Source organism: uncultured Jatrophihabitans sp., assembly GCF_964251945.1.
Taxonomy (GTDB): domain Bacteria; phylum Actinomycetota; class Actinomycetes; order Mycobacteriales; family Jatrophihabitantaceae; genus Jatrophihabitans.
Genome location: NZ_CAXULP010000009.1, coordinates 21,009 through 32,654, shown reverse-complemented (window position 1 = coordinate 32,654; position 11,646 = coordinate 21,009). Strand labels below are relative to the sequence as shown.

The 11,646-nt window shown below is 72.2% G+C and carries 12 protein-coding genes; 7 read left to right on the top strand and 5 right to left on the bottom strand.

Annotated elements, in window-relative coordinates; genetic code table 11:
• On the top strand, positions 1-246 hold the full coding sequence (locus ACFFBG_RS15710) for a hypothetical protein (RefSeq protein WP_375480384.1): 246 nt from the start codon (positions 1-3) through the stop codon (positions 244-246).
• Between the two features lie 152 nt (positions 247-398).
• Positions 399-1,049: a hypothetical protein gene (locus tag ACFFBG_RS15705; protein ID WP_375480382.1), complete on the top strand. Its 651-nt coding sequence runs from the start codon at positions 399-401 to the stop codon at positions 1,047-1,049.
• A gap of 27 nt (positions 1,050-1,076) precedes the next feature.
• On the opposite strand, the gene ACFFBG_RS15700 is transcribed toward ACFFBG_RS15705, so the two are convergent.
• Together ACFFBG_RS15700 and ACFFBG_RS15695 are read right to left on the bottom strand one after the other, a co-directional pair.
• Positions 1,077-2,438, bottom strand: coding sequence for a sensor histidine kinase (locus ACFFBG_RS15700; RefSeq protein WP_375480380.1), 1,362 nt, complete (start codon positions 2,436-2,438; stop codon positions 1,077-1,079).
• A complete protein-coding gene (locus ACFFBG_RS15695) occupies positions 2,438-3,124 on the bottom strand; it encodes a response regulator transcription factor (RefSeq protein WP_375480378.1) in 687 nt (228 codons plus the stop codon). Before ACFFBG_RS15695 ends, ACFFBG_RS15700 begins: the two co-directional genes overlap by 1 nt.
• A gap of 101 nt (positions 3,125-3,225) precedes the next feature.
• Here ACFFBG_RS15695 and ACFFBG_RS15690 point away from each other — a divergent pair, with 101 nt between their 5' ends.
• From ACFFBG_RS15690 to ACFFBG_RS15680, 3 genes are all read left to right on the top strand, one after another.
• Positions 3,226-4,686 carry a menaquinone biosynthesis decarboxylase gene (locus ACFFBG_RS15690; RefSeq protein WP_375480376.1) on the top strand — a complete coding sequence of 487 codons (1,461 nt, stop codon included), beginning with the start codon at positions 3,226-3,228 and terminating at the stop codon, positions 4,684-4,686.
• 221 nt (positions 4,687-4,907) lie between these two features.
• Positions 4,908-5,819 carry a menaquinone biosynthesis prenyltransferase MqnP gene (mqnP, locus tag ACFFBG_RS15685; RefSeq protein WP_375480374.1) on the top strand — a complete coding sequence of 304 codons (912 nt, stop codon included), beginning with the start codon at positions 4,908-4,910 and terminating at the stop codon, positions 5,817-5,819.
• Positions 5,819-6,469, top strand: a complete 651-nt coding sequence (locus tag ACFFBG_RS15680) for a UbiX family flavin prenyltransferase (protein WP_375480372.1) — start codon at positions 5,819-5,821, stop codon at positions 6,467-6,469. The genes mqnP and ACFFBG_RS15680 overlap by 1 nt, the downstream gene beginning before the upstream one ends.
• Before the next feature lie 19 nt (positions 6,470-6,488).
• Here ACFFBG_RS15680 and ACFFBG_RS15675 read toward each other — a convergent pair whose 3' ends face one another.
• Complete coding sequence (locus tag ACFFBG_RS15675; protein ID WP_375480370.1) at positions 6,489-7,379, bottom strand: class I SAM-dependent methyltransferase; 891 nt, start codon at positions 7,377-7,379, stop codon at positions 6,489-6,491.
• A gap of 73 nt (positions 7,380-7,452) precedes the next feature.
• On the opposite strand from ACFFBG_RS15675, the gene mqnE reads away from it, so the two are divergent.
• Together mqnE and ACFFBG_RS15665 are read left to right on the top strand one after the other, a co-directional pair.
• Entirely contained in the window at positions 7,453-8,598 is a 1,146-nt protein-coding gene (mqnE, locus tag ACFFBG_RS15670; protein ID WP_375480368.1) for an aminofutalosine synthase MqnE, read from the top strand.
• 4 nt (positions 8,599-8,602) lie between these two features.
• A complete protein-coding gene (locus tag ACFFBG_RS15665; RefSeq protein ID WP_375480366.1) occupies positions 8,603-8,908 on the top strand; it encodes a DUF4229 domain-containing protein in 306 nt (101 codons plus the stop codon).
• A 137-nt stretch (positions 8,909-9,045) separates the two neighbouring features.
• Here ACFFBG_RS15665 and ACFFBG_RS15660 read toward each other — a convergent pair whose 3' ends face one another.
• Both ACFFBG_RS15660 and ACFFBG_RS15655 read right to left on the bottom strand, forming a co-directional pair.
• Positions 9,046-9,834 (bottom strand): inositol monophosphatase family protein, encoded by a 789-nt coding sequence (locus tag ACFFBG_RS15660; RefSeq protein ID WP_375480364.1) that lies wholly within the window; start codon positions 9,832-9,834, stop codon positions 9,046-9,048.
• Positions 9,835-9,984: 150 nt separating this feature from the next.
• On the bottom strand, positions 9,985-11,586 hold the full coding sequence (locus tag ACFFBG_RS15655) for an AMP-binding protein (protein WP_375480362.1): 1,602 nt from the start codon (positions 11,584-11,586) through the stop codon (positions 9,985-9,987).
• Positions 11,587-11,646 lie beyond the last annotated feature (60 nt).

Genomic DNA, 11,646 nt, shown 5'->3' with positions numbered 1-11,646 from the left:
TTGCTCGCGCTGGAGGTCTGCGAGCCCTGGTCCGAGCTGCTGCTGATGCCGCTCGAGGTCGAGTTCGACGAGGCGCCGGCTGACGTGTTCGATCCCGTCGTCCCGGTCGATCCCGTCGTCCCGGTCGAGCCCGTCGTGCCAGTCGAATCGGAAGTCGTCGACGCCGGCTCAGCCGACGCGGCGACGCCGCTGATCAACCCCACGGTGAGCGCGCCGGCCGCGGCGGCGGCCACGGCGCCGGCGTAGGTGGCGCGCGAAGTCAGTTTCGAGGCGGGGCGTCGGGTCATAGCGACTACGGTCGCGCCCGGCGGGTCAGCCCCTCATCAGCCAAGCGTCAACAAAAGGTCAACTTCGGTTAGGGACCGGCTCGGCGGCGCCCCGTTATAGGGTCTGGCGCAATGCACCGGATCACGGCCGTCGTCGCCGTCGCCGCCACGGCAGTTGCGCTCGCCGGATGCGACCGATCCGCGACGCTGTCGAAGCTGGTGGGTTCGAGTCCGGCCCCGATGTCCACGACGTCCACGACGTCCACCGCGGTCGCCGGGACGTCGATCTCGGGCGGCCCGAGCGATCGCAGCACCGCCCCCGGCGCCGTCGGCAAGGGTCGATTGCCCAGCCCGAAGCGCGACTTCTCGGTCGTCCTGCCGCCCGGCTGGCGTGAGAACCAGGCCACTGCCGAGCAGGCCGGCGCGCTCGACGCCTACACCGGCCCGGTCGGCGGCGGTTTCATCACGAACGTCAACGTCGTCCGCGAGCAGGTCGCGGCCGGCGAGGACGTCGATGCGTACCGCAGTCGGGCCGTGGCCGCGTTAGGCCGCGCGCTGAAGCTCACCGACCTCAGCCCGGTCGCGGCCACGCGGGTCGACGGCAGCGCGGGGCGGCGCTACACCTTCGATGACGCGCAGGCCGGCTACCGGCTGCGGCAGGAACAGACGGTCGTGCTGCACGGCGGCTACGGCTACGTGATCACCTACACCGCCAGCCGGGACGCGTTCGCCGCCTCGAGGACAGCCGCGGCGTCCATCGTGTCGTCCTGGCGCTGGGGTTGAGCTCAGCTGCTCGCAAAGCGGCTGCGGTCAGGGGGCGCCGAGTTCCAGCATCACCAGCGCGCCGCCGCCCGGGCCGGCGCCGGTGGTCAGCCGCCCGCCGGACGCCTCTGCGCATCGTCTGGCGATGTCGAGCCCGAGGCCGGTCGAGCCGCGGTCGCTGCGTCCGCGCAGCACAGCGTCCGGCGGCAGCCCAGGGCCCTCGTCGGCCACCTCGAGCCGTGCGCCGGTCGCCGTCGGCACCAGCCGCACCGCGAAGTCGACGCCTTCGGGCGTGTGCGCGACGACGTTCTCGACGAGCGCGTCCACCGCCGCGGCAAGGTCCTCGGCCGAGGCGCGCACCGGCACCGGCGCGTCGGGCAGCGCGAGTTCGCCGCGCCGCCCTTGATCGTCGGCGAGCGGTGTCCAGAAGCCGAACCGGTCGGCCACCACCGCTGTCGCGTCGCACGACGGGATCCGGCCCTCGCGCTGCGGCCGGCGGGCGGCATGGATGACCGCCGTGAGCATCCGCTCGAGATTGGAGACGTGGGTGCCCACGCGCTCGGCGTCGGCCGGGTCGCGCAGCGACTCCGCGTCCAGCCGCAGCGCGGTGAGCGGTGTCCGCAGCCGGTGCGACAGGTCGGCGACGGTCTCGCGCTCCTCGGCGATCAGTTCATCGATGCGGTCGGCGAGCCGGTTCAGCCCGCGACCGACGTCGGCGACTTCGGTCGGCCCGTCGGTCGGCGCCCGGGCGAGCGTGTCGCCGGCGGCCAGCTGGGACGCGGTCGCCGCGGATTGCACGAGCGGCCGGACGATGCGCCTGGTGAGCACCTCGCCGGCGAACGCGCCGGCGAGCAGCAGCCCGACGCTCGCGCCGGCCAGCAACAGCCACCACCCGGTCTCGCCGCTGCGCAGCTGGCTGTCGCTGGCGTAGACGCGGACGACGAGCAGCCCGTCGCGGCCGAACAGCCGCAGCTGTGCCAGCTGGCCGCCCGCCCATGATTGGGCGCTCGACTGCGGACCCCCGCGCGCGCCCGGGCCGCCGGCCGACTCGCCGCTGGCGCCCCCCGCCCCTTCGCTGCCGCCCGTCCCGGCGGCGCCGCCCGCGCCGGCCAGCTGATCGAGCTGGCTCAGGTCGCCAGGCGGCGGGGCGCCCAGCCCCGTGCCGGTCGGCAGCTCCACCGACACCGAGCGTTCCACGCTGACGCTCTTCAGGTACGCGGTGATCTGCGCGTCCGTCGGCGACGTCTGGGCGCCCCGCAGGAAGGCCACGAACTGGCCGGCGGCGGACTCGAGCCGGGTGGTCGCGTCCTGATACACGCTCCGGCGGATCAGGATGGCGAGCGGGATGGCGAACGCGAGCACGACGAGCGTGGTCATGCCGACCACGAGCAGCAGGATCCGGCGGCGCATCAGGCCTCGCTGGGCGCCGCGAGCCGCACGCCGACGCCGCGCACACTGTGGAGGTAGCGCGGCGCGACCGCCGTCTCGCCGAGCTTGCGGCGCAGCCAGGACAGGTGCACGTCCACCGTCCGGTCCGAGCCGCCCCACGCGAGCTGCCACACCTCGCCGAGCAGGTCGCGTTTGGTGACGACCTCGCCGGCGCGCCGGGCCAGCGCGAGCAGCAGCTCGAATTCCTTGCGCGCCAGCTCGATTGGCCGGCCGTCGACGGTCACCTCGTAGCTGCGGGTGTCGATGACCAGCCCGCCGACGGTGATCACCGGATCCTCGTCGGTCTTGCCGGAGCGGCGCAGCACCGCGCGGATCCGGGCGGTGAGCTGTGCCGCGGTGAACGGCTTGATCACGTAGTCGTCGGCGCCGAGGTCGAGCAGCCGGACGATCTCGGCCTCGTCGTCGCGAGCGGTCGCGATGATCACCGGCACGTCGCTGACGGCGCGCAGCATCGACAGCACATCCGCCCCGTCGATGTCCGGCAGGCCGAGGTCGAGCAGCACGACGTCCGGCTTGTTCTCGACCGCCGCGGACAGCGCGGGCATGCCGGCGCCCACCGACGTCACGACGTGGCCGTGGTCGCGCAGCGAACGGGTGAGGGCGGTGCGGATCGCCGCGTCGTCCTCCACCAGCAGCAGCTGCGCCATGGCCGCGAGGGTAGCCACCTCTGCCTTGGTGGCTGAGCTGGTCGCGAAAACGGCCCAGAACGCGACCAGCTCGGGCACCAAGGCAGAGATACCTTGGCGGTATGGCCTACGCCGACCTGCAGGACTTCCTTCGTGCCCTGGACAAGGACGGCGACCTCGCGACCGTCAAGGCGCCCGTCGACCCGCAGCTGGAGGTGAGCGGCATCGTCGCGCGGGTGCTGCGCGAGCAGGGACCTGCGCTGCTGTTCACGAACCCGACCCGCGGCGCGATGCCGCTCGCGATCAACGTGTTCGGCGCCGAGCGGCGGATGGCGAAGGCGCTCGGCGTCACCAGACTCGACGAGATCGGCGAGCGGATCGCCGAGCTGCTCAAGCCCGAGTTGCCGCAGGGGCTCAGCGGCTTCCGCGACGCGCTCGGCAAGGTCGGCCAGCTGCGCGCCGCCCCGCCACGGCGGGTCAAGGACGCGCCCAGCCAGGAGGTCGTGCTGCGCGGCGACGAGATCGACCTCGAGGCGCTGCTGCCCGGGGTCAAGGCGTGGCCGGGCGACGGCGGCGTGTTCCTCAACCTCGGGCTGACGCACACCAAGCATCCGGAGACGGGCGCGCGCAACCTCGGCATGTACCGGTTGCAGCTGCAGGATCCGCGCACCGTCAGCCTGCACTGGCAGATCCACAAGGACTCGACGTCGCACGCGGCAATCGCCGAACGGCGCGGCGAGCGGCTGCCGGTGGCGATCGCGTTCGGCTGCCCGCCGGCGGTCACCTACGCCGCGTCCGCCCCGCTGCCCGGCGACATCGACGAGTACCTGTTCGCCGGCTTCGTGCAGCGCGAGCGGGTGGAGCTCGTCGACTGCGTCAGCGTGCCGCTGCAGGTCCCGGCCGGCGCTCAGGTGGTGCTCGAGGGCTGGGTCGAGCCGGGCCAGCGGGCGCCGGAGGGGCCGTTCGGCGACCACACCGGCTTCTACACGCCGGTCGAGCCGTTCCCGGTCGTGCGGGTCGAGACGCTGACGATGCGCAAGAAGCCGATCTTCCAGTCGATCATCGTCGGCCGGCCGCCGCAGGAGGACGCCCCGATCGGCAAGGCGACCGAGCGGATCTTCCTGCCGCTGATCCGGCTGACCGTGCCGGAGATCGTCGACTACGACCTGCCCGCGGCGGGCGTGTTCCACAACTGCGCGATCGTCTCGATCGACAAGCGCTATCCCAAGCACGCGCAGAAGGTCATGAACGCGATCTGGGGCGCCGGGCTGATGGCGCTGACCAAGCTGATCGTCGTGGTGGACGCCGACTGCGACGTGCACGACTACGCCGAGGTCGCGTGGCGCGCGTTCGGCAACGTCGACTACGCCCACGACGCGCTGCACTCGATCGGGCCGGTCGACCACCTCGACCACGCCAGCTACGCGCAGTTCTACGGCGGCAAGCTCGGCGTGGACGCGACCCGCAAGCTGCCGACCGAGGGCTACACCCGCGGTTGGCCGGAGGAGTGCGTTCTCGACGCCGAGACGCTCGCGCTGGTCGACCGGCGCTGGCGCGAGTACGGCATCCGGGCACGCCGCTGAGGCACGCTGACCCGCCGTCGGCGTCAGCCAGCCGAAACGCGCGGCCGGGACGATCGGCGGCGTGTTCACCGCCGACGTCCTGACGCTCACCGCAGCACGGCCGCTTCGTCCACCTGCCGATCGAGCTCGCGACCCGCGGGCGCAACGAGGTGGATCCGGACGGCGACCTGTGGCGGTCCGTGCTCGAAGCGACCGGCCAGCCGCCGCGCTTCGGCTGAACTTTGGCAGACTCACAGATCGTGAGCATCGCGGCGCCCGAACGCAGCCGGGTGCGCAAATTCCTGCGGCTCGTGATGATCGAGCACTCGGTGTTCGCGCTGCCGTTCGCCTACATCGCCGCGCTGACCGCCATGTGGGCGCAGACCCGCTCGGTGCACTGGCTGCAGCTGCTGCTGATCACCGTCGCGATGGTGTCGGCGCGGACAGTGGCGATGAGCGCCAACCGCATCCTCGACCGCGAGTTCGACGCGTTGAACCCGCGCACCGCCCGCCGCGAGCTGGTCACCGGCGAGCTCAGCGTGCGCAGCGCCTGGGTCGGGACGCTCGTGTCGCTGGTGGTCTTCCTCGCCAGCGCGCTCGCGCTGTCGCCGCTGTGCCTCGCGTTGGCGCCGATAGCGGTGTTCCTGCTCGTCCTCTACAGCTACGGCAAGCGGTTCACCGACTACCCGCAGGCGCTGCTCGCGCTCGCGCAATTTGTCGCGCCGGTCGGCGCGTGGATCGCCGTGACGGGATCGGCGAGCTGGGCGGCCACCGCGCTCGGCGTCGCGGTCGGCACCTGGATCGGCGGGTTCGACCTGATCTACGCCTGCCAGGACACCGAGGTCGACCGGCGCATCGGCGTGCGCTCGGTGCCGGTGCGCTTCGGCGTTCCGGCGGCGTTGCGCGCGTCTTCGGCAGTGCACGTCGTCACGGCAGTGGCGTTCGCCTGGTTCGGCGCCGCCGCCGGGCTCGGCTGGCTGTGGTGGACGGGGGTCGCGCTGACCGTGCTGGTGCTGGCGTACGAGCACCTGATCGTGCGCGCCGACGACCTGTCCCGCGTCAACCGCGCGTTCTTCACCGCGAACGGCGTGATCGGCATCGGGCTGTTCGGCTTCGCGCTGGCCGATCTCGTCGTCCACGGCCTGGGCGCGTGATGGCTCGTGAGCCGTGGGTGGTCGGGGTGTCCGGCGCGTCCGGCACGCCATACGCGAGAGCAGTGCTCAACGCCCTGCTCGACGCGGACGAACCGGTCGACCTCGTCGTCTCGCGCGCGGCGCGGCTGACCATCCTGGACGAGACCGGCCTGTCCTTCCGCGACAGCCACTGGCGCGAGGATCTCGCCAGCTGGCTCGGCCGCGACGTGCCTGGCGTCGAGTACTGGCCGGCCGGCGATCTCGGCGCCGGGCCGGCGAGCGGCTCGTACCCGGCTCGCGGCATGGTCGTCGTGCCGGCCTCGACCGCGTCGGTCGCGGGCATCGCGCTCGGCCTGTCGAAGGACCTGCTGCAACGCGCGGCGGACGTCACGCTGAAGGAACGCCGGCCGTTCGTGATCATCCCACGGGAGACGCCGTACACCCGGGCGACGCTCGCGCACCTGCTCGAGCTGCACGACGCGGGCGCGGTCGTGTTGCCGGCCAGCCCCGGCTTCTACAGCGCGCCGCAGTCGATCGCGCAGCTCGTCGACTTCGTGGCGGCGAAGGTGCTGGACGTGCTCGGCGTGCGGCACGACTTGATCACCCGCTGGACCGGCCGGCTCGGCGCCGCCCTCGACGCGGGTCCCCCGGCAGCGCCGCCGGCGGAGTGACCGGCGGAGTGACCGGCGGTCAGCGGCGGCGGGCGGCCAGCACGTACATGCCGCGGTCGCAGCGGCGGCCCCCGGTCGCGAACCGCCGGGTCATCGCGGCCGCCTGCGCCAGGTCGGCCACCTCGAAGCCGTGTTGGTCGAGCAGCGCCGGCGCCCGGTCCGCCGGCAGGGCGGACCGGACCGGCTCGCCGAGCAGCCGCAGCGACTGCTCCCCGGCGCGCCGGGCCGCGCCGAGCGGGGTCCGCTCGCCGGCCCGCTGCCAGCAGTCCATCGCGATCATCGAACCGGGGCCGCACACCTCGCGCAGCGCCGCGAGCGTGGCGCGCACCGCGTCCGCCGCGAGGTACATGCTCACGCCTTCCCACACCACGAACGTGGCGACGCCGGAGGGAAACGCGGCGTCGGCGAGGCGATCCGCGAGCGACTGCCGGGCGAAGTCGGTCTCCACCCGCACCACCTGCGCCGGCCCGAACAGGTCGGCGTGCGCCGCGACGACCGACGCTTTGCGCCGCGCCATCGCCGGCAGGTCGACCTCGTAGGCGGTCCGGTCGCCGAGCTGGTTCGCGAACCGGTACGCGCGGGCGTCGTAGCCGGCGCCGAGCAGCAGCACCTGCTCGACGTCCGGCAGCGCGGCGAGCAGGTGTTCGTCGATGAAGCGGTGGCGGCACAGCGCGGACGTCGAGATCGCGGCCGGCGGCGTCCGTTCGGCCAGGCGCACCACCGGCCCGGCCGCGTACAGCGGCGCGAGCAGCGCCCGGGTGGCTGGCGGCAGGAAGAACGGCGCGAGCGGGTCGCTGACGATTCGCTCGGCGGGGTCGCGGCTCAGCTCGAGCGCGCGGCCGAGAGCGGTGGCCTGCGCGGTGCGGCTCGGCCGCCCGCTGACGCTCGGCAACGATGGGATGACCCGCACCCGCCCATCGTGCCCCGGACACCCGCCCGGGTAGCCGTCGGCGGCCGTCCGATTCCTACGTAGGCTGGTCGGCATGGCGTTGACCGAAGCCCGCAAGGCCGAGCTGACCGAGAAGATTGAGGCGCGCGAGCGGCTCACCCGCCGCGACGGCGAGGACCTCTACGACAGCGACGACCTCGCCTGGCTGGGCGGCCTGGCGCACGGCCTGCGCACCGAGAAGAACGGCGACACCGTCTTCTTCAACGTCAACCGCCACCTCAACCTGACCAACGTGTGCGCGGCGTCCTGCGCCTACTGCAGCTTCCAGCGCAAGCCCGGGCAGAAAGACGCGTACACGATGCGCGTCGAAGAGGCCGTCGAGAAGGCGCTGGCCATGAAGGACGACGGGCTCACCGAGCTGCACATCGTCAACGGCCTGCACCCGACGCTGCCGTGGAAGTACTACCCGCGGGTGCTGCGCGAGCTGAAGGCCGCGCTGCCCGACGTCGCGCTCAAGTGCTTCACCGCCACCGAGATCCACTACTTCGAGGAGATCTCCGGGCTGTCCGCCGACGAGGTCCTCGACGAGCTGATCGACGCGGGCCTGGAGTCGCTCACCGGAGGCGGCGCGGAGATCTTCGACTGGGACGTCCGCAAGCAGATCGTCGACCACAACACGCACTGGGAGGACTGGTCGCGCATCCACCGGCTGGCCCACAGCAAGGGGCTGCGCACGCCGGCGACGATGCTCTACGGCCACATCGAAGAGCCGCGGCACCGTGTCGACCACGTGCTGCGGCTGCGCGAGCTGCAGGACGAGACCGGCGGGTTTCAGGTGTTCATCCCGTTGCGCTTCCATAACGACAACAACCGCCTCTCGCACCTGCCGATGGCCCAGCCGGCAGACGTGCTCAAGACTTTCGCCGTCTCCCGGCTGATGCTCGACAACTTCCCGCACGTCAAGGTGTTCTGGGTGATGCACGGGCTGTCCACCTCGCAGCTCGCGCTCAACTACGGCGCGGACGACATGGACGGCTCGGTGGTCGAATACAAGATCACGCACGACGCCGACGGCTACGGCACGCCCGACAAGCTGACCCGCGACGACCTGCTGAACCTGATCCGGGACGCCGGCTTTCAGCCGAAGGAGCGCAACACCCGCTACGAGATCATTCGGACCTACGACGGCCCGGTGTCGTTGGCGCAGCGGCGCGCCGCGCCACAGGCCGTCTGGGCCTGACGCGATGAGCGAGCAGCAGCCGAACGGGAGCGGCACGCCGGCGGGGCCGAGCTTCGCCGGCTGGATGGGCTCGATGTGGCTCTACACGTTGTTGCGCTTCGGGTTGTTCTTCGCCCTCTGGGGTCTGCTCGTTCTCACCGGGCTGCGCGGGCTGCTCGCCGCCGCCATCGCGCTGATCCTGTCTGTCCCGTTGTCGCTCGTGCTGCTCGCCAAGCCGCGCGCCGCGTTCAGCCGGAACCTGGAGGCGCGCGTCGCCGCGCGGCAGACCCAGCGCGACGATCTGGACGCCCGGTTGGAGAGCGAAGACTGACGTTCTGCGAGTTGTGCTCGCCCGGGCGGCCTCCACGCCGACGACACGCGGACAAGTCCTTAAGCAAATTGTCCTCGCTTCGTCGGGCTGGACGCCGACGAAGCGCGGACAAGTCGTTGGAGGGTCGGGCGTGTCGCTCAGCGCAGCAGCGCGGCGACCTGCTCGACGGCCCGCCGGTTGCCGGCCGCGTGCCAGCGGTGGCCGTGCGCCTCGACGACCTCGGCAACGCCGCCGGCCGCCGTGACCAGCGCCGCGCCCGGCAGCCAGTCCCACGGCAGCGAGTCGACCTGCAGCGACACCCCGAGGCGGCCGGCCGAGATGGCCGCGAGTTCGACCGAGCCCGACCCGAGCATCCGGACGCTCGCGGCGCCGCGCAGCACCCGCAGCAGCGGCTCGCGGATCTGGTCGTCCGGCAACGTCGTCGGATGCAGGTACGTCGTCAGCGCGATCGCGTCCAGATCGCGGTCGGCCAGCGGCTCGACCGGCGTGCCGTTGCGGGTGGTCGGCGCGCCCGGGCCGCCGACCCACAGCTCGTCGGCCGACGGTTGGTAGACGGCGCCGAGCGGTTGCGCGCCCGGCGCCACGAGCGCGAGCGCGGCGCACCAGATCGGCAGGCCGCTGACGAAGTTGTAGGTGCCGTCGACCGGGTCGATGTACCAGGTGCGCACGTCCGCGCCGGCCGCGGAGTCCGCGGTGCCCTCCTCGCCGACGATCGCGTCGCCGGGCCGCTCGGCGCGCAGCCGGGTGACCACGAGATCTTCGGCCGCGTGGTCGGCCGCGGACACGACATCGGTGATCGACGTCTTCTGCTCGACGCGCACGCCCTCGGCCAGCATCCGCGCGGCGAGGTCTCCGGCGGCCCGGGCGAGCTCCGCGATCAGCGCGATGTCGACGGGGGAGTGACCGGAAAAGTCGTCGGTGGGCACGCCTGCCGACGGTAATCGGTGCGACGCTAATCGGTGCGCCGGCGTCCGGAGCCGGGTGCCTATGCCCCGCCGATTTGCTCTGCTCCGTCAGGGTGAGCGCTCCGTGTCGGTAAGCAGAGCAAATGCGCTGGGGGAGGGCGTCCCGACCGCTCAGCCGTAATGCGCCGTGAACTGCTCGCGCACGACGTTCTTCTGGATCTTGCCGGTGGACGTCTTCGGCAACTCGGGCACGACGATCACCGACTTCGGGATCTTGTACGGCGCCACGTGCCCGCGCATCGCCGCGAGCAGCGCGGCCGGGTCGATCGTGGCGCCGGCTTGGGGCACGACCACCGCTGTGATCGCCTCGGTCCACCGCTCGTGCGGCAGGCCGACGATCACCGCCTCCGCGACGTCCGGCGACGCCGCGTACAACGCCTTCTCGACCTCGATGGACGCGACGTTCTCCCCGCCCGTCTTGATGACGTCCTTGGAGCGGTCGCTGTACCAGAGCATGCCGTCGGGGTCGAGCCGGCCGACGTCGCCGGAGTGGAACCAGCCGTGCGCGAACGCCTCGGCGGTCGCCTCGGCGTTGTGCAGATAGCCGTTGAGCGCGTGCGGCCCGCGGTAGACGATCTCGCCCTCGGCGCCGCGCGGCAGCAGCTCGCCGGCCGGCGACATGATCCCGATCTGGACGTTGACCACCTGCGTGCCGACGGCGCCGGGATGCGACAGCTGGTGCTCGGGTTGGAAGTAGGTCGTCACCGGGCTCATCTCCGTCTGGCCGAAGGCGAGGTAGAAGTCGCAGCCGAAGACGTCCAGGCATTGGCGCAGCAACGCGTCGGGCATCGGCGCCATCGCGTAGGCCGCCTTGCGCAGCGACGACAGGTCGCGCGAGCCGATGTCCGCCCGCTCGACCAGCGCCCGGTACATCATCGGCAGCGCGAACGTCCGCTCGATGCGCTCGCGCTCGACCAGTTCGAGCAGTGCCTCCGCGTCGAAGCCGCGTAGCAGATACTGCGTCGCGCCCATCAGCACCGCCGGCGTGCCGATGCCGTTCAGCTGGGCGGTGTGGAACAGCGGCATCAGGCAGGCGATCCGCTCGCCCACGCGTAGGCCGGTCTCGGCGGCGACCATCAGCGACTCGACGTAGATCGCGACGTGGCTGCCGACGACGCCCTTTGGAAACGACGTCGTCCCGCTCGTGTAGAGATAGCTGACCGGATCTCGCTCGCCGACGAACACGTCGGGCTCGGCCGCCGAGGCGCCAGCGCCAGACTCCACGTCGGCGAAGGTGCGCCAGGTGCGGTCGAGCAGCGTCTCGGGATAGTCGCCGCCGGCGCCCGGGGCGACGATCAGATCGCGCACTGCTGGCGCCTTCTCCACGCCGGGCAGCACCGCGCCCACCAGCTGCGCCTCGACGACGAGCCCGCGCGCCGCGCAGTGGTCGAGGACGTAGGCGATCTCATCGGCGCGCCAACCGAGGTTCAGCGGCACGCACACCACCCCGAGCTTGGCGCAGGCGAAGTAGGTGACAAGGAACTCGCAGCTGTTGCCCGACGCGAGGCCCAGCGCGTCGCCGCGGGTGTAGCCGATGGCCGCGAGGCCGTTCGCAACGCGGTTCACCCGCTCGTTCAGCTGCGCGTAGGTCCACCGGCGACCGCCGTCCACCACCGCGAGCGTGTTGGGGACCCGGCCGGCTGTCCGGGTAAGCGCGTCGCCCACGTTCACCCGGGTTATCAGATTGGTCGCGAGCTCGAGATCGGTCGCCATGGCGAAACTGTGCCACCCGGGGCGTAACCCAGACCACATTGCGACGTTGTTACCGGCAAG